The sequence below is a fragment of the Nonomuraea sp. NPDC001636 genome (assembly GCF_040298265.1).
Classification (GTDB): domain Bacteria; phylum Actinomycetota; class Actinomycetes; order Streptosporangiales; family Streptosporangiaceae; genus Nonomuraea.
In genome coordinates, this window is sequence record NZ_JBEOZT010000003.1 from 363820 (window position 1) to 382140 (window position 18321).

22 protein-coding genes and 1 tRNA gene are annotated in these 18321 nt (G+C 71.2%); 14 read left to right on the forward strand and 9 right to left on the reverse strand.

What is annotated here, in order from left to right:
* Positions 1-97: 97 nt before the first annotated feature.
* Positions 98-967: an alpha/beta fold hydrolase gene (locus tag ABT158_RS08775; protein ID WP_352352169.1), complete on the forward strand. Its 870-nt coding sequence runs from the start codon at positions 98-100 to the stop codon at positions 965-967.
* 59 nt (positions 968-1026) lie between these two features.
* Here ABT158_RS08775 and ABT158_RS08780 read toward each other — a convergent pair.
* A tRNA-Gln gene (locus ABT158_RS08780) sits at positions 1027-1098 on the reverse strand.
* A gap of 166 nt (positions 1099-1264) precedes the next feature.
* Here ABT158_RS08780 and ABT158_RS08785 point away from each other — a divergent pair.
* The gene (locus tag ABT158_RS08785; RefSeq protein WP_352352170.1) at positions 1265-3235 is read left to right on the forward strand and encodes a M3 family metallopeptidase; all 1971 of its coding nucleotides are present in this window, start codon (positions 1265-1267) and stop codon (positions 3233-3235) included.
* A gap of 44 nt (positions 3236-3279) precedes the next feature.
* Here ABT158_RS08785 and ABT158_RS08790 read toward each other — a convergent pair whose 3' ends face one another.
* Positions 3280-3822, reverse strand: a complete 543-nt coding sequence (locus ABT158_RS08790) for a PadR family transcriptional regulator (RefSeq protein ID WP_352352171.1) — start codon at positions 3820-3822, stop codon at positions 3280-3282.
* 54 nt (positions 3823-3876) lie between these two features.
* Between ABT158_RS08790 and ABT158_RS08795 the strand changes: the two genes are divergently transcribed.
* A complete protein-coding gene (locus tag ABT158_RS08795) occupies positions 3877-5127 on the forward strand; it encodes an MATE family efflux transporter (protein ID WP_352352172.1) in 1251 nt (416 codons plus the stop codon).
* Here the strand turns inward: ABT158_RS08795 and gltX are convergent.
* Together gltX and ABT158_RS08805 are read right to left on the reverse strand one after the other, a co-directional pair.
* Positions 5021-6352 (reverse strand): glutamate--tRNA ligase, encoded by a 1332-nt coding sequence (gene gltX / locus ABT158_RS08800; RefSeq protein WP_502911500.1) that lies wholly within the window; start codon positions 6350-6352, stop codon positions 5021-5023. The genes ABT158_RS08795 and gltX overlap by 107 nt on opposite strands.
* 34 nt (positions 6353-6386) lie before the next feature.
* A complete protein-coding gene (locus ABT158_RS08805) occupies positions 6387-7163 on the reverse strand; it encodes a fumarylacetoacetate hydrolase family protein (protein ID WP_352352174.1) in 777 nt (258 codons plus the stop codon).
* 165 nt (positions 7164-7328) lie between these two features.
* Here ABT158_RS08805 and ABT158_RS08810 point away from each other — a divergent pair, with 165 nt between their 5' ends.
* Genes ABT158_RS08810 through ABT158_RS08840 form a run of 7 tightly spaced genes read left to right on the forward strand, consistent with a single transcriptional unit; the run spans position 7329 to position 10305 of the window.
* Entirely contained in the window at positions 7329-7820 is a 492-nt protein-coding gene (locus ABT158_RS08810) for an Asp23/Gls24 family envelope stress response protein (protein WP_502911501.1), read from the forward strand.
* Positions 7817-8155, forward strand: coding sequence for a hypothetical protein (locus tag ABT158_RS08815; protein WP_352352176.1), 339 nt, complete (start codon positions 7817-7819; stop codon positions 8153-8155). The genes ABT158_RS08810 and ABT158_RS08815 overlap by 4 nt, the downstream gene beginning before the upstream one ends.
* The gene (locus ABT158_RS08820) at positions 8152-8340 is read left to right on the forward strand and encodes a hypothetical protein (RefSeq protein ID WP_352352177.1); all 189 of its coding nucleotides are present in this window, start codon (positions 8152-8154) and stop codon (positions 8338-8340) included. Before ABT158_RS08815 ends, ABT158_RS08820 begins: the two co-directional genes overlap by 4 nt.
* Complete coding sequence (locus ABT158_RS08825) at positions 8337-8705, forward strand: Asp23/Gls24 family envelope stress response protein (protein ID WP_352352178.1); 369 nt, start codon at positions 8337-8339, stop codon at positions 8703-8705. The genes ABT158_RS08820 and ABT158_RS08825 overlap by 4 nt, the downstream gene beginning before the upstream one ends.
* Entirely contained in the window at positions 8702-9364 is a 663-nt protein-coding gene (locus ABT158_RS08830) for a DUF6286 domain-containing protein (RefSeq protein WP_352352179.1), read from the forward strand. The genes ABT158_RS08825 and ABT158_RS08830 overlap by 4 nt, the downstream gene beginning before the upstream one ends.
* On the forward strand, positions 9361-9927 hold the full coding sequence (locus ABT158_RS08835) for an alkaline shock response membrane anchor protein AmaP (RefSeq protein WP_352352180.1): 567 nt from the start codon (positions 9361-9363) through the stop codon (positions 9925-9927). The genes ABT158_RS08830 and ABT158_RS08835 overlap by 4 nt, the downstream gene beginning before the upstream one ends.
* A 24-nt stretch (positions 9928-9951) precedes the next feature.
* A complete protein-coding gene (locus ABT158_RS08840) occupies positions 9952-10305 on the forward strand; it encodes an antibiotic biosynthesis monooxygenase family protein (RefSeq protein WP_352352181.1) in 354 nt (117 codons plus the stop codon).
* Here the strand turns inward: ABT158_RS08840 and ABT158_RS08845 are convergent.
* Complete coding sequence (locus ABT158_RS08845) at positions 10302-10898, reverse strand: HD domain-containing protein (protein ID WP_352352182.1); 597 nt, start codon at positions 10896-10898, stop codon at positions 10302-10304. The two genes, ABT158_RS08840 and ABT158_RS08845, sit on opposite strands and share 4 nt — an antisense overlap.
* A 139-nt stretch (positions 10899-11037) precedes the next feature.
* Here ABT158_RS08845 and ABT158_RS08850 point away from each other — a divergent pair, with 139 nt between their 5' ends.
* The gene (locus ABT158_RS08850; RefSeq protein WP_352352183.1) at positions 11038-12669 is read left to right on the forward strand and encodes a heparinase II/III family protein; all 1632 of its coding nucleotides are present in this window, start codon (positions 11038-11040) and stop codon (positions 12667-12669) included.
* Positions 12670-12674: 5 nt separating this feature from the next.
* Here ABT158_RS08850 and ABT158_RS08855 read toward each other — a convergent pair whose 3' ends face one another.
* The gene (locus ABT158_RS08855; protein WP_352352184.1) at positions 12675-13406 is read right to left on the reverse strand and encodes a PIG-L family deacetylase; all 732 of its coding nucleotides are present in this window, start codon (positions 13404-13406) and stop codon (positions 12675-12677) included.
* A gap of 86 nt (positions 13407-13492) precedes the next feature.
* On the opposite strand from ABT158_RS08855, the gene ABT158_RS08860 reads away from it, so the two are divergent.
* Positions 13493-14350: a phosphotransferase gene (locus ABT158_RS08860; RefSeq protein WP_352352185.1), complete on the forward strand. Its 858-nt coding sequence runs from the start codon at positions 13493-13495 to the stop codon at positions 14348-14350.
* On the opposite strand, the gene ABT158_RS08865 is transcribed toward ABT158_RS08860, so the two are convergent.
* A complete protein-coding gene (locus tag ABT158_RS08865; protein WP_352352186.1) occupies positions 14347-14526 on the reverse strand; it encodes a hypothetical protein in 180 nt (59 codons plus the stop codon). The two genes, ABT158_RS08860 and ABT158_RS08865, sit on opposite strands and share 4 nt — an antisense overlap.
* Positions 14527-14546: 20 nt before the next feature.
* Between ABT158_RS08865 and ABT158_RS08870 the strand changes: the two genes are divergently transcribed.
* The gene (locus ABT158_RS08870) at positions 14547-14720 is read left to right on the forward strand and encodes a hypothetical protein (protein WP_352352187.1); all 174 of its coding nucleotides are present in this window, start codon (positions 14547-14549) and stop codon (positions 14718-14720) included.
* Positions 14721-15096: 376 nt separating this feature from the next.
* On the opposite strand, the gene cimA is transcribed toward ABT158_RS08870, so the two are convergent.
* The gene (gene cimA, locus ABT158_RS08875) at positions 15097-16674 is read right to left on the reverse strand and encodes a citramalate synthase (RefSeq protein WP_352352188.1); all 1578 of its coding nucleotides are present in this window, start codon (positions 16672-16674) and stop codon (positions 15097-15099) included.
* Positions 16675-16870: 196 nt separating this feature from the next.
* Entirely contained in the window at positions 16871-17515 is a 645-nt protein-coding gene (locus tag ABT158_RS08880) for a DsbA family protein (protein ID WP_352352189.1), read from the reverse strand.
* 133 nt (positions 17516-17648) lie between these two features.
* Here ABT158_RS08880 and ABT158_RS08885 point away from each other — a divergent pair, with 133 nt between their 5' ends.
* A complete protein-coding gene (locus tag ABT158_RS08885; protein ID WP_352352190.1) occupies positions 17649-18296 on the forward strand; it encodes an O-methyltransferase in 648 nt (215 codons plus the stop codon).
* Positions 18297-18321: the final 25 nt, after the last annotated feature.

The following is an 18321-nucleotide window of genomic DNA, read 5'->3' on the forward strand; positions in this document are numbered from 1 at the left end:
CCGCCCGGGTCCACCGATCGGTGGATGGGCGGACTCAACCGCACGGACCGCTGGACGGGCGATGCGCACCCCCGCCGGCCTGGGCGAACATCGGTCCATGAGCGATCGAGACAGCGGATCCCGGCCCGGCCGGGTGACCACGTTCGTGTACGTCGCCGGGGCCGGCGGCGTGGCACAGGGAGATCCGGAGCTGACGCTGCGCGGCCACCGGACCGTGGGCGTGGAACTGCCGGGGCACCTGCCCGCCGAGCAGTTCAGCCGCGCCTACCAGGCCCCGCAGGACCTGGCGGCGCTGGCCGCCGCGCCCTCGCCGGTGTCCGGCGTGACCCTGGACGACTACGTCGAGGTCACGGTGGACGTCGTGCGCAGGGTCGCCGCGTACGGCCCGGTGGTCCTGGTGGGCGGGAGCCTCGGCGGAGCGGCCGTCACGAAGACCGCCGACGAGGTCCCCCACCTGCTCGACCGGCTGGTCTACGACACGGCGTTCTGCTGCACGCGGCTGCGCTCGCCGGCCGAGTACCTGGAGACCCCGGAGGCCGCCACGAGCCTGGCGAAGGGGCTGGTGGCCGGGCTGATCGGCGACCCCGCGGCGCTCATGGCGGTGCGGATGAACTGGCGGACGTCCGACCCGGCGTTCCTGGCCGCGGCCAAGGAGGCGTTCATGGCCGGGGCGGCCGACGGCGAGCTCCTGGCGCTGCTCAACACGTTGCTGCCGGACGAGAGCCTGCTGGTCTCCACCGCCGACGCGCGCGGCAGGACGGACGCCTGGGGGCGGGTGCCGCGGACGTACATCAGGCACACGCGGGACCGGATGATCCCGCTCGCACTGCAGGACCGCATGATCAGGGAGGCGGACGCGGCCACCCCGGGCAACGCGTTCGAGGTGCGCACGGTCGACGCCGGGCACGCGGCCACGGCCGCGGAGTACCGGAGGATCAGCGAGATCCTGGACGATCTGGCGGTCTGACAGGCCGCGGACACGAAAAAACGGATGTCTCTCAGGGAGACATCCGTTTCGGAAACTTGCTGGGGTACCAGGACTCGAACCTAGACTAACTGAACCAGAATCAGTCGTGCTGCCAATTACACCATACCCCACCGCAGCGAACCCCTTCTCGGAGCGCGCTTGGCGACGTCCGAAAGAATAGCCCAGCTCGGGGGGTAAGACCAAAACGATTGCCGAAGCGGCGTCCGGCCGCCTGCGGCACAGGCTCCGACGTGCCAAGCTGAAGAGGACAAAACACCACGTGGAGGAGCCCAAGCGTTGGCCGAGAACCCGTTCTTCGCCCCTAGTAGCCTGCCGTACCAGCTGCCACCGTTCGCGGACGTCCGCGAGGAGCACTACCTGCCCGCGTTCGAGCGCGGCATGGCCGAGCACCTGGCCGAGGTCGACGCGATCGCGAACAACACCGAGCCGCCCACCTTCGACAACACGATCGCGGCCCTGGAGCGTTCGGGGCGGATCCTCGACCGCACGGCCACGGTCTTCTTCAGCATGGCCGCGTCCAACTCCAGCGACGGGATCATGGAGATCGAGAAGGAGATCTCCCCGAAGCTGACCGCGCACAACGACGCGATCCGCCTCAACCGGGCGCTGTGGGCGCGGATCAAGCAGGTCGGCACGTCCGACGCCGAGGAGGCGTGGCTGCTGGAGAAGTACCGGGAGGACTTCGTCCGGGCCGGGGCCGACCTGTCGGAGCCGGAGCAGGACCGGCTGCGCGAGCTCAACGGCGAGCTGTCGAAGCTGTCCACCGAGTTCGCGCAGACCCTGCTCAAGGCGTCCACCGAGGAGGCCCTGGTCCTCACCGACGCCAAGGAGCTCGACGGCTTCGACGAGGCCAGGATCGAGTCGCTGCGCAAGGACGACGGCACGTACGTCCTGCCGCTGCTGAACTTCACCAACCAGCCCGGCCTGGCCCAGCTCACCGACCGCGACGTGCGCCGCCGCCTGTACGAGCGGAGCGTCGGCCGCGCCCCGGCCAACTTCGACCGGGCGACCAGGATGGCCACGCTGCGGGCCGAGCGGGCCGCGCTGCTCGGCTTCCCCGACCACGCCGCCTACTCGGTGGCCGACCAGACGGCCAAGACCGTCGAGGCGGTCGAGGAGATGCTCGGCCAGCTCGTCGGCCCGGCGGTGCGCAACGCCGGCAAGGAGGCCGAGGCGCTGACCGAGCAGGCCGGGTTCGAGATCGAGCCGTGGGACTGGTCGTACTACTCGGAGAAGGTGCGGCTGGCCCGCTACGACTTCGACGCCGACGCCATGCGCCCCTACTTCGAGCTGAACCGGGTCATCAGGGACGGCGTGTTCTTCGCCGCCACCAAGCTCTACGGCATCACCTTCACCGAACGGCCCGACCTGCGCGGCTACCACCCCGACGTGACCGTCTTCGAGGTGTTCAACGAGGACGGCGGCGCGCTCGGCCTGTTCCTGCTCGACCCCTACGCCAGGGCGAACAAGCGCGGCGGGGCGTGGATGAACAACCTGGTCGACCAGTCGCACCTGTTCGGCGAGCTGCCGGTGGTCATGAACAACCTCAACATCACCAAGCCGGCCTCGGGGCCGACGCTGCTGACGTACGACGAGGTGAACACCGCCTTCCACGAGTTCGGCCACGCGCTGCACGGGCTGTTCTCGCAGGTGCGCTACCCGCGCGTGTCGGGCACCAGCGTGCCGCGCGACTTCGTCGAGTACCCCTCGCAGGTCAACGAGATGTGGGTGACCTGGCCGGAGGTCCTGGCCAACTACGCCAAGCACCACGAGACGGGCGAGCCGATGCCCGCCGAGCTGGTGGAGAAGCTCAACGCGGCCGAGAAGTTCAACCAGGGCTTCGCGACGGTGGAGTACCTGGCGGCCACGCTGCTCGACTGGGCCTGGCACCGGCTGGCGCCCGGCGAGCAGGTGGCCGACGCGCAGGCGTTCGAGCAGCGGGCTCTGGAGGCGGCCGGGATCGACGTGCGGCTGGTGCGCCCGCGTTACCGGACCAACTACTTCGCCCACATCTTCTCGGGCGGCTACAGCGCCGGCTACTACTCCTACATCTGGAGCGAGGTGCTGGACGCGGAGAGCGTGGAGTGGTTCAAGGAGAACGGCGGCCTGACCAGGGCGAACGGCGACCACTTCCGCCGCGAGCTGCTCTCCAGGGGCGGCAGCCTCGACCCGCTGACCGCCTTCCGCAACTTCCGCGGGCGCGAGGCGGGCATCGGGCCGCTGCTGGCCCGCCGCGGCCTCGACTGACCGCCGCTCCCCCGCCTCCCCCGCCTCCCCCGATGAGGCTTTCCCTACGGCTCCGGCAGCTCCTCGATGCGCTGCCGGAGCCATTCCTTCTCCGCTCGGCTCGACGCGCGGGCGATCTCCAGCATCCCGCGCCGGTACGGGTCGGGCTCGTCCTTGATCCGGACCGGCCGGCCGCCTTCGTAGAAGAAGCTCGCCGGGGCCTCCAGGAAGGCCAGCCGGCGGCGCAGCACCCTTGACCGGTCGGCCGGGTCGGGCAGCGCCGACAGGAACGTCAGCAGGGCGAAGAAGCGCGTCTGGTCGCTGACGTCGAGCTCGCTCGGCTCGCGCAGCCGCCGCAGCAGCTCCTCGCGGCCCTTGCCGGTGAGCGTGAGCACCTGCCTGCGGGCCGCCGCCGCGCCCGCCTCCTCGTGCCGCTCGACCAGGCCCTTGCTCTCCAGTCTCGATATGGCGGGGTAGAGGGCGCCGTCGCTGACCGGGCGGAGGTGGCCGGTGAGCGCGGCCAGGCGGGCCTTGAGCTCGTAGCCGTGCATCGGACGTTCGTTCAGGAATCCCAGGATGGTGAGGGACAGATCCCCGCCGCTTGCCATGTCGCGCATCGTAACGCTATACCTCTAAACGAGATACAACGAATCGAGGTATAAATGTTCCGGCTGGCTCTCCCCATCTACGTGGAGCTGCTCACCGCCGTGGTGGCGGTGGGGGTGATCGACCTGCTGTGGGTCTCGGGGCTCGGGGAGGGCGCCATCGCGGCCGTCACCGTGGGCACCACGGCCGAATACCTGGCCTACGGGCTGTTCCTGGCCGTCCCGACGGGGCTGACCGTGCTGATCGGGCGGCGTGACGGGCACGCGCCGATCCGGCCCGTGCTCAGGACGGGCTGGATGTTGTGGGCCGCGTTCTCGGTCGCCGTCGCCGTCCCCGGCGTGTTGCTGCGCGAGCCGCTGGCGGCCCTGTTCACCGACGACCCCGAGCTGACGGCCGGCTTCTTCCTGGTCTCGCTGGCCGGGCTGCCGGTGTTCTTCGCCCAGACCGTCGTGGACGGCGTCCTCAAGGGGCTGGGGAACACGAAGACCCCCATGCGGAACGCGCTGATCTGCAACGTCCTGGTGATCGTCCTGGACCCGGTCTTCATCTACGGCCTCGACCTGGGCGTCCAGGGGGCCGCGCTGGCCACCGTGGCGGCGCGGCTGGTCACGCTCGGGGTGGCCGCGACCTCCCTCGTACGGCTCCGCGCCGCCGGCGGCGACGGCCTGCTCGCCGGCGAGGTGCTGCGGACCGGCCTGCCCATGTCGGGCGACTTCCTGGCCCGCTCCCTGGTGGGCATGGCGCTGGTGGAGATCGTGGCCGGGTTCGGCACGGCCGAGGTCGCCGGGTACGGCATCGGCCAGAAGATCATGCTGGCCGGCGTCATGGTCTTCTACGCGCTGCGCCAGGCGGCGATGATCCGCACCGCGCGGTCGGAGCCGGTCGGGTCACCGCTGCGGCTCGGGCTGGTGACGGGGGCGGTGGTCGCGGTGGCGCTCAACCTGGTGGCCGCGCCCGCGGCCGGGCTGTTCACCGACGACCCGGCGGTGGCCGTGGGCTTCCTGCGCTGGATGGCGCTCTACCTGGTGCCGTTCGGCGGGCTGATCGCCGTCGGCGGGGTGCTCCAGGCGAGCGGAAGGGGCAGCCGCCTGCTCGCCGCCACGCTGGCGGGCTTCGCGGTGCAGCTGCCCCTCGCCTATCTGCTGAGCTCGTGGCTCGGCGTCACGGGGGTGTGGCTGTCGATGGCCGTCGGGTCGTCGCTCAGCCTCGCAGGCGCGCTAGCGCCGCTCGGATCCGCTCCATGGAGCGCTCGCGGCCGAGCACCTCGATCGACTCGAACAGCGGCAGGCCCACCGTCCGGCCGGTGATCGCCACGCGCACGGGGGCCTGGGTCTTGCCCAGCTTGAGCCCGAGCGGCGCGCCGACCTCCTCCAGGGCCTCCTTGAGCGACTCCGGGTCCCAGGCGACCGTCTGGAGGCGGTCGAGATAGCCGCCGAGGATCTCCACCGGGGAGTTCTTCATCGCCTTGTCCCAGGACGCCTGGTCGAAGACGGGCTCGTCGAGGAAGAGGAAGTCGACGTTCTGCCGGATCTCCGACAGCACGCCGATGCGGGTCTGGGCCAGCGCCGCGACCTTGCTGAACAGCTCGCGGTCCCAGGTGGGGTCGAGGTAGGGCGAGCAGCGCTCCTCGAAGGTCTCCAGCGGCAGGGCCCTGATGTACTCGCCGTTGAAGGCCCGCAGCTTCTTCTCGTCGAAGAAGGCGCTGGCGGAGTTGACGTCCTCCAGCCTGAACAGCGGGACCATCTCCGCCCACGGCATGATCTCGCGGTCCTCGCCGGGGCCCCAGCCGAGCAGCATGAGGTAGTTGACCATGGCCTCGGCGAGGTAGCCCTCGTCGCGGTAGTCCTCCAGGGCCACCTTGTCGCGGCGCTTGGACAGCTTCTTGCGCTGCTCGTTGACGATCACCGGCAGGTGGGCCCAGACCGGCGGGGTGGCGCCGAGCGCCGGCCACAGCAGCACCTGCTTGGCGGCGTTGCCCAGGTGCTCCTCGCCGCGCACGACGTGCGTGATGCCCTGGGTGATGTCGTCGACGGCGTTGGCCAGCACGTAGAGCGGCGAGCCGTCGGTGCGGGCGATCACGAAGTCTTCCTGGGCCTCGTTGGGGAACTCGACGTTGCCCCTGATCAGGTCTTCGACGAGGGTGACGCCCTCGTCGGGGGTGCGGAAGCGCACCGCGCCCTCGGTCAGGCCGCGCTCGCGGCAGAACCCGTCGTAGCCCTTGTGCTCGGAGCCGGTGCGGGCCACCAGGGTCTCGCGGGTGCAGTCGCAGTGGTACGCCTTGCCGTCGGCCAGCAGCTTGGCCACGGCCTCGCGGTGCTGCGGCTCGTAGGCCGACTGGAAGTAGGGGCCCTCGAACACCGGGTTGGTGCCGTTGATGCCGATCCAGTCGAGCGCCGAGATGATGCCCTCGGTCCACTCCGGACGGTTGCGCGTGGCGTCGGTGTCCTCGACGCGCAGGACGAAGCGGCCGCCGGACTGTTCGGCGAGGGCCCAGTTGAACAGCGCCGTGCGGGCGCCGCCGACGTGGAACATGCCGGTCGGGGACGGGGCGAAACGCACCCGTAGATCAGTCACGGGAGACCACCTTGTTCGTGAGAGTGCCGATGCCTTCGATGCCGACGCTGACCTCGTCGCCGATCTCCAGCGGGCCGACGCCCGCCGGGGTGCCGGTCAGGATGACGTCGCCGGGGATCAGCGTCATGACGGCGCTGACGTAGGCGACCAGCGCGGGGATGTCGTTGATGAGCTGGCTGGTGCGGCCGCTCTGCCGGATCTCGCCGTTGACCGTGGTGGTCAGCGCGAGGTCGCTCGCGTCGAGATCGGTCTGGATCCAGGGCCCGAGCGGGCAGAACGTGTCGAAGCTCTTGGCCCGGGTGAACTGCACGTCCTTCTTCTGCAGGTCGCGGGCGGTGACGTCGTTGGCGCAGGTGTAGCCGAAGATGACGTCCTTGACCCGGTCGACGGGCACGTCGCGGCAGAGCCTGCCGATCACCACGGCCAGCTCGCCCTCGTAGTCGACCCGGTCGGACAGCGAGGTCGGGTAGGCGATGGCCTCGCCGTGGCCGATGACCGACGTGGACGGCTTCATGAAGATGAGCGGCTCGTCGGGCACCTCGTTGCCCATCTCGCGGGCGTGCTCGGCGTAGTTCCTGCCGATGGCGACGACCTTGCTCGGCAGCATCGGGGCCAGCAGCTTCACCTGGGACAGCGGGAAGCGCTCGCCGGTGAACTGCACCTGGCCGAACGGATGGCCGGAGACCGTGGAGACGAACTCCTCTCCAGGGCCGCCTTCGACCACGCCGAACGACACGCCTTCGCCTGTGGAGAACCTCGCTATACGCACCTGACAAGGCTATCGCCGCCGCCGGAGGGGTCCGCCCACCGGCAAAAAAGTCAGGAACTCTCCATAAATGCCCCCAGAGTCCGTTTTGTGGGGCATCGGTGGTGGTTATGCGGATATCTCTGCTTATCAGAGACTTCTAGGGGGTGACGGAACGTGCCGGACACGATGGTCAACCAGACTTCTGCCGTACCGCGGGCCAGAACGCAGGAGGGCGGGCCGGCGACTTCGCTGGTCACCGACAAGGGCACGACGAGCATCGACGACGTCGTCGTCGCCAAGATCGCCGGACTGGCCGCGCGCGAGGTCTCCGGCGTGTACGCCATGGGCGGCGGCGCCGCCAGGGCGCTCGCCAACGTGCGCGGGATGGTCGGCGGGGAGCGCAGCGTCGCGCAGGGCGTCTCGGTCGAGGTCGGCGAACGCCAGGCGGCCGTGGACATGGACCTGGTCGCCGAGTACGGCACCGCCATCCCCGACCTGGCCGCGGCCGTGCGCAGGAACGTCATCGCGGCGGTCGAGCGCATGTGCGGCCTGGAGGTGACCGAGGTCAACATCAGGGTGGACGACGTGCACCTGCCCGGCCAGGACCGCGACAGGGACAGGGACAGGGACGACGGTCGCCGCGAGGTCATCGAGCAGCCGGAGCCCCGGGTCCAATGACCGGGCCCGGCGCCACCGCCTACACGCGGGCCGACGCCGACGCCGACGCCGAGGCGGAGGCCGAGACGCTGGCCGAGCTCGTACGGGCCTGCCCGGGGGTCGCAGGGCTCTCCGGCGGGCCGTTCGGGACGGTGGCGACGTACCTGCCCGGGGCGCGGGTCATGGGCGTCTCGGCCGACGGGGACACGGTGGAGGTCGCCATCGTGGCGACCCTGGTACGGCCGCTGCCCGAGACCGCCGAGGACGTCCGCCGGGCGGTGTGGGAGCCGGGCGGCGGACGTCCCGTGAACGTGCACATCGACGACGTGGTGATCGACGTGGTGGAGGAATCATGAGCAACGTCCCTTGGCTGCCGGTCATCGGCATGGCGGTCGGCATCATCCTCGGACTCGCGGGGGCCTTCGGCGGCCTCGGCGCGTTCCTGCTCGTCCTCGTGCTCGGCGCGGTCGGCTTCCTGGTCGGGAAGGTCGCCGAGACCGGCGAGCTGAACCTGTCCGGCCTGACCGCGAGGCGGCGATGACCACCACCGCCCACGTCACGGTTCCCCGGCAGCGGCTCGCGCCGTCGGCCGAGCCCGAGCGGCGGGGCCGTACCGAGATCGCCGAGCGGGTGGTCACCAAGATCGCCTGCTGCGCGGCGCGGGAGGTGCCCGAGGTGCTCGACGTGCGGCTGGGCGGGGCGCCGTGGACGCAATCGTCCAGCGCCGAGGTGCGCGGCGAGCGGGCCACCCTGAAGCTGGACGTGACCGTCGCCTACCCGGCCCCGCTGCACGCCGTGGCCGCGCGGCTGCGGGAGCACGTGCGCAACCGGGTGGCCATGCAGACCGGCCTGGACGTCACCCGCCTCGACGTGATCATGACCGATCTGGCGGGAGGCCCGGCATGACCCGCCCGCTCCCGTACGAGGAGCCCGAGGAGAGGCAAGGGGCCGTCCCGGCGGCCGGGGCGGGGGCGCATCGGGGCGAGCCGGAAGCGGCGCCGCCGCGGGACAAGGGCGCCGACCGGGCCGCGGTGCGCGCGTTCCGGCCGCAGCGCCGGGTGCCCGCCATCGTGGTCGCCGTCCTGCTCACGCTGCTGGGGCTGCTGGTCGCCGCCGAGACGGTGTCCGCGCTGGCCGGCAGCCCGTTGCGATGGCTGCCCTACGACCGGATGCTGGCGTGGGCGGCCACGACGCCGTGGTCGGACCCGCTGTTCCTGACCGGGGCCGCGATCGTGGCGCTGGCGGGCCTCGCGCTGCTGGTCACCGCCCTGGTGCCGGGACGGCCGCGGATGGTCCCCGTGCGGACCGGCGACCCCGACCTGATCATCGGCGTGCGTCCCAAGAGCTTCACCAGGGCCCTGGAGCACGCCGCCGAGGAGGTGCCCGGGGTGCGCTCGGCGCACGCCAGCCTGCGCGGCCATACGGTCGCCGTCACCCCCGCCACGTCCGGCTGGGACGACGAGGGCTTCGGCCGGGCCGTGCGCGAAGCCGTCCTCACCAGGCTCGCCGGGCTGGACCCGGTGGAGCCGTACCGGGTGGCGGTCAACGTCAAGGAGCGCCGATGAACAGGAAGACCGGCCGCGGCAACCGGTGGGGGCTGGCCCTGGTCGGGCTGGTGCTGGCCGTGCTCGGCGGGCTGGCGCTGGCCCGCGGGCTGCTGGGGCCGTCCACGCCGATCGTGGACGCGGGCGTGCGCGGGTTCTTCACCCGCAACAGCCCGCCCGTGTGGTGGGCCGTGGCCGCCGTGTCGGTCCTGGTCGCGCTGCTGGCCCTGCGCTGGCTGGTCGCGCAGGGCCGCAGGGACGCCCGCACCCGGCTGCGCCTGGAGGCCGGCCCGGACGGCGTCACCGAGATCGCGGCGGGCGGGATGGCCCACGCGGTCGCCGCCGACGTCGAGGCCAGTCCCGCCGTCCTGAACGCCGATGCCGACCTGGTCGGCCCGCGCGGCCACCCGGAGGTACGGCTGCGCGTGGCCGCCGACGAGGCCGCCCCGATGAGCGAGCTGAGCGAGCACCTGTCCCGGGTCACCCTGCCGAACCTGCGGGACGCGCTGGACAGGGATCACGTACCGGCGGTGGCCCGCGTTAGCCTGGAGCCCTCACCTGCGACGCAGCGGGTCGTGCGCTAAGGCTTCGCCGAGAGGGGTCCTCCGTTGTCCATCGTGAAGATCAACGTCCTGACCGTGCCCGCCGAGATGCGGGAGGAGCTGGAGCGGCGGTTCTCCGGCCGGGCCGGGATGGTGGAGTCGGCCGACGGCTTCGAGTGGTTCGAGCTGCTGCGGCCGGTCGAGGGCACCGACCAGTACCTCGTCTACACGCGCTGGCGCAGCGAGGAGGACTTCCAGACCTGGCAGCAGGGCCAGGCCTTCCAGCGCGGCCACGCCCAGGCCGCCGCAGGGCAAGGTCAGGGGCAGGGCCAGGGGCACGGTCACGGGCAGGGCCCGGCGGCGACGGACTCCCAGGTGTGGAGCTTCGACGTCGTGCAGAGCGCCGGGCCCAAGGGCTAGGCGTCGAGGGGGTTGGCGGCGATGCGGTCGGCGATCCCGCCGCGCACGAACCGGCCGGCGTAGCTCGACGGCTTGCGCGCGCCCTGGTCGGCGATGCAGGCGGCGAACTCCTTGGCGATCTCCAGCCGCGGGTAGCGCTCCAGCACCTCGCGCCGCACGCCGTCGGGGATGTCCTCGGTGCGCCGACCGGAGATGTCCATGCCGGTGGAGAGCTCCAGCAGGTGGCCCTCCGGGTCCTCCTCCACCGGCACCTCCTCCCACATGTGCCGGATGATCACCTCGGAGGCGCGCAGCCGGCGCTCGGGCGACCAGCCGGCGCCCGCGCAGAAGGCCCAGGCCACGTGGCCGCCGGCCTCCTCGTACGGCACCGTCTGGCTGTCGAACTCGGCGACCAGGCCGATGTCGTGCAGCATGGACGACACGTAGAGCAGCTCGGCGTCGAAGTCGATCGCCCTGCTCCGGGCGTACGCGGCGGCCCACAGGTACGCGCGAACGGAGTGGTTGAGCAGCGAGGGTGACTGGTAGCGGGTGGCCACCTCCAGCGCGCCGCGGCAGGCGGGCGTGTCGGGCAGCACGATGTCGTCGAATCTCACGGCTCCAGCATGACATCCGCGCCGCCGCAGGCACCGGCGCGCATCGGGCCGTTAACGATCCGGTACGCGACTTGACCGGTTGATCGTGATTCCGAAAGCATGTCCCGCCCTCACTTTCTTGTCCGGAAGGAACCCTGGCGTGCGCCGGCTCGCGATACCTCTTGCCCTCACGCTCGCGCTCGGCGGGCTGACGAGCCCGGCTCAGGCCGCCGACAAGGTGACCCGTACCGCACAGTGCCAAGGCGACTGGCTGCCGGGCACGCCGACGGCCGAGGACGTCATGAAGGGCGAGATCTCGCTGGTGGGGCTGCCGGCGTACAAGCTGGGCAAGGACATCGACTGGGGGGCGAGCCCGTACCGGAACCGGTCGTGGGAGTTCGTCTTCCAGTCGTTGCGCTGGATGGGCACGCTGGTCGTGGCCTACGAGAACACCGGCGAGCGGCGTTACCTGGATCGTGCCACCGAGATCACCAAGGACTGGGTGGCGAAGAACCGGCGCGGGGCCGCCGCCACCAAGCCGTACGTGTGGAAGGACCACCCGGTCTCGCTGCGCACGCAGCCGTTGTTGTGCCTGAGCATGCACGTCAAGGAGAGCTGGCTGAAGGACAGCCTGGCCGACCACGCCAAGCTGCTGTCGGACGCGCGGCTGTACAAGAAGGGCCACAACCACGGCATCGACCAGGACATCGCCCTCATGGGCATCGGCTGCCGGTACGGCCGCTCCGACTGGTCGAACCTGGCCTCCAGGCGGCTCACCGGCACGGTCAAGCTCGACGTCGACTCCCAGGGCGCGCTCATGGAGCAGGCCCCCCGCTACGCCGTCTACGTGTACGGCCGCCTCCAGGTCGCCATCACCAACATGAAGGCGTGCGACCGCAAGGTGCCGGCCGAGGTCAGCCGGCGGGCCGAGGCGCTGAAGGACTTCATCGCCCACTCCACGATGCCCAACGGCTACATGGTCCCCATCGGCGACGGCAGCGCCGAGACCGAGCCGAAGATGGAGACCGGCACCCCGAAGCAGAAGGTCAAGGTCTACAAGGCCGGTTACGTCTACGGCCGGACGGCTTGGGGCAAGCCGGACTCGTCGTACTACTCGATCAGGTTCGGGCCCGCCATGAAGTTCCACGGGCACGAGGACCACCTGGGCGTGACGTACTACGCGCAGGGCCGCGACATCCTCATGGACGGCGGCTTCCACTCCTACGAGAAGAGCGCCTACCGCTACTGGACGCTCTCCCCCGAGGCGCACAACGTGCCGACGGTCGAGGGGGCCCGGTTCCGGCCGCGCACCTCGTCCAGACTGACCAAGACCTCCTACGGCAAGGACCGGCAGGCCTTCCGCCTCACCGACCGGGCCTACGGCGTGAGCCGGACGCGCTCGGTGCTGGTGAACCACGGCCAGGACCTGATGGCGGTGCTCGACACGGCCTCCGGGGGCAAGAAGGTCAGCAACCTGTGGCGGTTCGCGCCCTCGTACAAGGTCGTCTCGAACGGCGGCGGCAAGGTGGTGCTGGCCGACGGCGCCTTCAAGGTGACGCTGATGCAGTTCTCCTCGTGCGAGCGGGTCGGCGGCCAGAAGGTGGAGCGCGGCGGCAGGCTGGGCTGGGTGTCGCCCACCTACCTGGCCAAGGACGCGACCAACGTGGTGGTGTCGCCGGCGGCGAAGTCGCTGCTGACGGTGATCGTGCCGGGCACCGACTCGCCCAAGGTGTCGTGCTCGGGGGGCAAGCTCAAGGTCGAGGGCGAGACCCTTCCCGCGAACCTGCTCTAGCCGGTCTAGAAGGCGATCCGGCGGTACCACTCGTTGGCGAGCATCTGGGCGCGGGCCCGCTCCGGCAGCCCGGTCAGCATGGTCATCGACGCGCCGCGCTCCACCTCGGACTCGTGCGCGAGCATGGCCGCCCACTTGCGCTCCGACCAGCGCGAGACGTCGATCGCGGCCGAGACCTGGTGGTCGGGGACGCCGGGCAGGGCCTGGCCCGGCTCCGGATCGGCGCCGAAGACCGCCCGCCAGTGGGCCGTCACGACCGAGCGCGGGACGGTCGCCAGGTAGAGCGCGTGCGGCCGCCAGGGGTCGCCCGTGCCGGGGTAGAGCTGGTCGTAGCCGGCCGCCTCGACCGCGGCCAGGGTGACCCGGTGCACGTGCACGTGGTCGGGGTGGCCGTAGCCGCCGAAGCCGTCGAAGGTGAGCACGACGTCGGGCCGGACGGCTCTGATGTGCTCGACCAGCAGGCCCACCGCCTCGTCGAACGGCACGTCGAGGAAGCGCGGACGGCCCGGGGCGGACTCGGGCCTGCCCGCGTCGGCGAGGCCGAGCAGCCGGGGCTTGCCCGCGCCGAGGATGTCGAGGGCCCGTTCCAGCTCCTGCGCCCGCTGGGTGCCCTCGGCCCAGGTGCAGGTGACGACGGCGGTCGTGGCGCCCTCGTCGGCGTATTTGGCGAGGGTGCCGCCGGTCCAGATCGCCTCGTCGTCCGGGTGGGCGTGCACGCCGAGCACACTGAAGCTCATGGGACCCCATCGTATGGAGGCCGGGCACCGGTCGGGACCCGCGTAGGCTCTACGCGTAACCCCTCCCCCTCGGAAGAGATGAGCCGATGAGCGAGCCCGTGCCCTCTGACCTGCTGGAGATCGCCGACGCGCTCGTGCCCGGCGCTCCCCTGGGCAGCGCGCGGCTCGCCCCCGGCGGGATGCACGACGTCGTGCTGCTCCCCGGGGTGGCGGCCGTGCGGGTCGGCCGGCGGCCGAGCGTGAGCGCGGCGCTGCCGCGGCGGACCGAGCTGCTGCGCGCGATCGCGGCCGCCGGGCTGCCGTTCGCGGTGCCCGAGCCGCTGACGCCGGTGACGACGTTCGGTGAGCGCGCCGCCGTGGCCGTGTCCTGGCTGGACGGCGCCGGTCTCGGCGCGGGCCAGGGCGACCCGGCCCTGATCGGCGAGCTGCTCGGCGCCCTCCGCGAGCTGCCCGTCACCCCGGAGCTGCGCGCCCTGCTGCCCGCCCCGCGCTCGTACGCCGGGCCTTCGAGCTGGAGCACGACCCTCGCCGAAGAGGTCATCCCGCGCTTCCCGGCCAGGTGGCGGGAGGAGGGACGCCGGCGCCTCGACGACGCCCTGGCCCTGGAACAGGTCCCCGACTCGCTGGTCCACGGCGACCTCGTCGGCGACAACGTCCACTGGGACGCGAACGGCAAGCTGGTCGGCGTCCTCGACTGGGACCGGGCCCACCTGTTCGACCCGGCGATCGACGCGGCCTTCATGGGCTGGCACGGCTGGGCGCACCTGCGCGACGCCGTCGACGCCGGCACCTACCGGCGGGCGGTCACGTGGGAGCGCGCGTTCGGCGTCAACCAGCTCGTCGCCCTCCTCGTGCTGGCCGGCGAACCCCTGACCCTCGTGGACAGCTTCACCACCCACGTCGTGGCCTGGCTGGACGAGGACGGCGGCCCCGCCCGGCTCTAGGCCACCCGCTCCCGCGGCATCGGCGTGCGGACGATCGACACGCCGACGCCGCCGAACGCGGCCGGCAGGACGACCGGGCCGCCGATCCCGAGGACCAGGTTCCACGCGCTCGCGCCGAACGCCACGCCTACGGATCCGGCCTCGTCCGCCCCGGCGACCCCCGGACGGCGTCCCATCGATCAGATGATCTGTTTCCATGGAGGTGATGACCGCCACCGAAGCGTCCAGAAACTCCGCCACCGCGATCGCACCGGCTCCCAGGACGGTCAAGGCGTTCCTGGCAAGAAGCACGGCCTCTTTGGATCCCGACTTCGAAACCGACGTCGCCGCAGCCCTCGAGGCGCTCGACGACGAGATGAGGGACACGTAACCCGGCGCCTGATCCTCGACACGGGGCTGCTCATCGCAGCCGAGCACGGCAGGGCGGCGGCGACCGCGTGCATCGTGGTCACCGTGGACGCCTCCGCCGCGTTCGACGAGCTCCCCGGCGTACGGGCCGAGGTCCTTCCTCACTGACGCCCAGCCGCGCCCAGCGGGCCATGCCACTGGGTCCGCTCGGGTCCCCCTTGCCCCCCAAACCCCGACCGAGGGCTACCCGGTGCAGGCTCCCGAAGACCCGCCCGGCCAACGGGCGGGCCGGGGAGCGCGGGGTGCGGCGAAGGCGCCAGATCGAGGACGCCTGAGCTCCCCTGGGCGCGCAGCGCCCCACGAGCGAAGACCGCTCGGAGGGCGCGCCGCCCCCAGGGTCAGCCGCAGTCGCGGCCCGCGCGCAGCAGGCCGTACGTGACCGCCTGCTCCAGCGCCTGCCAGGAGGCGTCGATGATGTTCTCGGCCACCCCCACCGTCGCCCACTCGGCGGTGTCGTCGCTGGAGGTGATGAGGACGCGGGTGACGGCGTCCGTGCCGTGGGTGCCTTCGAGGATGCGGACCTTGTAGTCCACCAGCTCCAGCCGGGCCAGCTCGGGGTAGAGCTGCTCAAGGCCCTGCCGGACGGCCTTGTCCAGGGCGTTCACGGGGCCGTTGCCCTCGCCGGTGGCGACGATGCGCTCGCCCTTGGCGTGCAGCTTGACGGTGGCCTCGCTGACCAGCTCGCCGCCCTTCGTCCGCTCGACGATCACCCGCCACGACTCCACCTCGAAGTGCCGTCGGCGCGCCCCCTGGACGGTGTCGCGCAGCAGCAGCTCGAAGGACGCGTCCGCGGCCTCGAAGGTGAAGCCCTGCGACTCCAGCTCCTTGACGCGCTCGACGAGCGTCTTGGTGTGCTCGGGGGTCAGCTCGTAGCCCAGCTCGCGGCCCTTGAGCTCGACGGAGGCGCGGCCGGCCATGTCGGAGACGAGCATGCGCATGTCGTTGCCCACGGCGGCCGGGTCGATGTGCTGGTAGAGATTGGGGTCGACCTTGATGGCGCTGGCGTGCAGGCCCGCCTTGTGGGCGAAGGCGGACATGCCGACGTAGGGGGCGTGCGAGTTGGGGGTGACGTTGGTGACCTCGGTGATCGCGTGGGCGATGCGGGTCATGTCCGCCAGCGCCTCCCGCGGCACGAGGTCGAAGCCGCGCTTGAGCTGGAGGTTGGCGACGACGGTGAAGAGGTTGGCGTTGCCCGAGCGCTCGCCGTAGCCGTTGGCGCAGCCCTGGACGTGCGTGGCGCCCGCCTTGACCGCGGCGAGGGTGTTGGCGACGGCGCAGCCGGTGTCGTCGTGGCAGTGGATGCCGACGCGGGCCCCGGTCTGGACGGCCGCGTGCACGGTCTCGGCCAGCTCGTCGGGCAGCATGCCGCCGTTCGTGTCGCACAGGGCGATGACGTCGGCCCCGGCTTCGGCGGCGGTCCGCAGCACTTCCAGCGCGTAGGCTGGATTGGACGTGTAGCCGTCGAAGAAGTGCTCGGCGTCGAGGAAGACTCGCTGTCCCTCCGCACGAAGGTGAGAGACCGTGTCGCGGATCATCGCGAGGTTCTCCTGGAGAGTCGTGCGGAGGGCCAGCTCCACGTGCCGGTCGTGGCTCTTGGCGACAAGGGTCACGACCGGCGCGCCGGATTCGCGCAATGCGGCTACCAATGGGTCGTCGGCGGCCTTCACACCGGCCCGGCGGGTCGCGCCGAACGCGGCGAGCTGCGCGTGCTTCAGGTCGAGCTCTGTTCGAGCGCGCCTGAAGAACTCTGTGTCCTTGGGGTTGGCGCCCGGCCAGCCCCCCTCGATGAAACCGACGCCCAGGCTGTCCAGCTGCCGTGCGATGGCGAGCTTGTCGACGACGGTGAGGTTGAGTCCTTCCTGCTGCGCGCCGTCGCGCAGGGTCGTGTCGTAGACGTGGAAGCGGTCGTCGGCCATGAAGTCTCTTCTTTCGGATCCGTGTCCTGGAAAACAAAAAGACCCCTCACGGACGTGAGAGGTCTGCGCGCTGGCGGTGTCCCTGTGTCAGCCAGCGCGCCTGCCGATAATGAGCAGACTGTAGAACATGGTGCCTGTCAGTCTGCCACAGGGATTCACCATCTGGCACATCGGTCTCAGCTTGTGGACACGACCTTTACACTTGCACGCCGGCGCCCCCGGTGACGGCGCGTTCGAGCGCCGCCGGGTCGAACACCTCGTTGCCGAGCTGCTGCCCGTCGAGCAGGACGGTCGGCGTGCCCTGGATGTGGATCTTCGAGGTCTCCGCCAGGTGGGTCTTGGCGTACGACTGCGAGGTCACGCACTCGTCCACCGAGGCGCCGGCCTTCCTGGCGGCGGCCACCAGCTCCGGCACGGTGAAGCCCGAGGCCGAGCCGTGCGGGGCGGGCTGCATGGCGTAGAGCTCGTCCCTGAAGGCCAGCCAGTTCTCCTCCGGCACGCATCGGGCGGCGGCCGCGGCCCTGATGGAGTTGGAGCGCATGGGCTCGTCCTGGAAGATCGTCACGGGGTGGAAGACGACCTTGAGCCTGCCCTCCCTGGCCAGCTTCTGGATCGTGCCGTCGACCTTGGAGTGCATCTCCTTGCAGATCGGGCAGTCGAAGTCTTCGTACACGTCGAGCACGGGGGCGTCGCCGGACCTGTCGGCCAGCACCATCGAACCGTCGAGCTGCCTGGTCAGGCGTACCGACCCGGCCGTCTCACCCGGCTCCGAGAAGGCCAGCACACCGAGCATCACCAGCGCCGCACACGCGACCGCGACCGCAACCAACCGCTTCATCATCCGCCCACTTCCAGCTCACCGATCGCGCAGACCCTACCAACGCCGGAACCACTCTCCGGACAGCCGCCCGGGGCGGCCCTCTCATTGGTACCTGATGACGATGAGAGAACGCTGTGAGGGGAGAATGACCTTCATGAAGGCGAACCTCCTCGACCCCGCGGTGGGCCGGTACATCCTCGACCACTCCACCCCGCCCGACCCCCTGCTCGACGAGCTGGCGCGGGAGACCGCCGAGGCGACGGGCGACGCCGCCAGGATGCAGATCTCCGCCGACCAGGGCCGGTTCCTGACCATGCTGACCCAGCTCGCGGCCCCGGCCGTGGCGGTCGAGGTGGGCACGTTCACCGGCTACTCGTCGGTGTGCATCGCGCGGGGGCTGTCCGGCGGGCGGCTGCACTGCTTCGACGTGAGCGAGGAGTGGACGTCGATCGCCCGGCGCTACTGGGAGCGGGCGGGCGTGACCGACCGCGTCTCGCTGACGCTCGGGCCCGCCCTGGAGACGCTGGCCGCGTTCGACGAGCCGATCGACCTGGCCTTCCTCGACGCCGACAAGGGCAACTACCCCGGTTACTACGAGTTGCTGGTCGAGCGGCTGCGGCCGGGCGGCCTGCTGCTGGCCGACAACACGCTGCGCAGCGGCCACGTGGCCGACCCGGCGCACTCGGAGACGACGACGGTGCAGATCCGCGAGTTCAACGACCTGGTGATCGAGGACCCGCGGGTGAGCGTGGTCATGCTGCCGGTCGCCGACGGGATCACGATGATCAGGAAGAACCACTAGATCGCGGGCCGCCGCCGCCGTTACT

Coding starts and splice junctions, on each gene's coding strand:
- ABT158_RS08775 (WP_352352169.1), top strand. CDS start 98: ATGAGCGATCGAGACAGCGGATCCCGGCCCGGCCGGGTGACCACGTTC.
- ABT158_RS08790 (WP_352352171.1), bottom strand. CDS start 3,822: ATGGCAAGCGGCGGGGATCTGTCCCTCACCATCCTGGGATTCCTGAAC.
- ABT158_RS08795 (WP_352352172.1), top strand. CDS start 3,877: ATGTTCCGGCTGGCTCTCCCCATCTACGTGGAGCTGCTCACCGCCGTG.
- gltX (WP_502911500.1), bottom strand. CDS start 6,352: ATGTTCCACGTCGGCGGCGCCCGCACGGCGCTGTTCAACTGGGCCCTC.
- ABT158_RS08810 (WP_502911501.1), top strand. CDS start 7,329: ATGGTCAACCAGACTTCTGCCGTACCGCGGGCCAGAACGCAGGAGGGC.
- ABT158_RS08815 (WP_352352176.1), top strand. CDS start 7,817: ATGACCGGGCCCGGCGCCACCGCCTACACGCGGGCCGACGCCGACGCC.
- ABT158_RS08820 (WP_352352177.1), top strand. CDS start 8,152: ATGAGCAACGTCCCTTGGCTGCCGGTCATCGGCATGGCGGTCGGCATC.
- ABT158_RS08825 (WP_352352178.1), top strand. CDS start 8,337: ATGACCACCACCGCCCACGTCACGGTTCCCCGGCAGCGGCTCGCGCCG.
- ABT158_RS08830 (WP_352352179.1), top strand. CDS start 8,702: ATGACCCGCCCGCTCCCGTACGAGGAGCCCGAGGAGAGGCAAGGGGCC.
- ABT158_RS08835 (WP_352352180.1), top strand. CDS start 9,361: ATGAACAGGAAGACCGGCCGCGGCAACCGGTGGGGGCTGGCCCTGGTC.
- ABT158_RS08855 (WP_352352184.1), bottom strand. CDS start 13,406: ATGAGCTTCAGTGTGCTCGGCGTGCACGCCCACCCGGACGACGAGGCG.
- ABT158_RS08860 (WP_352352185.1), top strand. CDS start 13,493: ATGAGCGAGCCCGTGCCCTCTGACCTGCTGGAGATCGCCGACGCGCTC.
- ABT158_RS08865 (WP_352352186.1), bottom strand. CDS start 14,526: ATGGGACGCCGTCCGGGGGTCGCCGGGGCGGACGAGGCCGGATCCGTA.
- ABT158_RS08870 (WP_352352187.1), top strand. CDS start 14,547: ATGGAGGTGATGACCGCCACCGAAGCGTCCAGAAACTCCGCCACCGCG.
- cimA (WP_352352188.1), bottom strand. CDS start 16,674: ATGGCCGACGACCGCTTCCACGTCTACGACACGACCCTGCGCGACGGC.
- ABT158_RS08880 (WP_352352189.1), bottom strand. CDS start 17,515: ATGATGAAGCGGTTGGTTGCGGTCGCGGTCGCGTGTGCGGCGCTGGTG.
- ABT158_RS08885 (WP_352352190.1), top strand. CDS start 17,649: ATGAAGGCGAACCTCCTCGACCCCGCGGTGGGCCGGTACATCCTCGAC.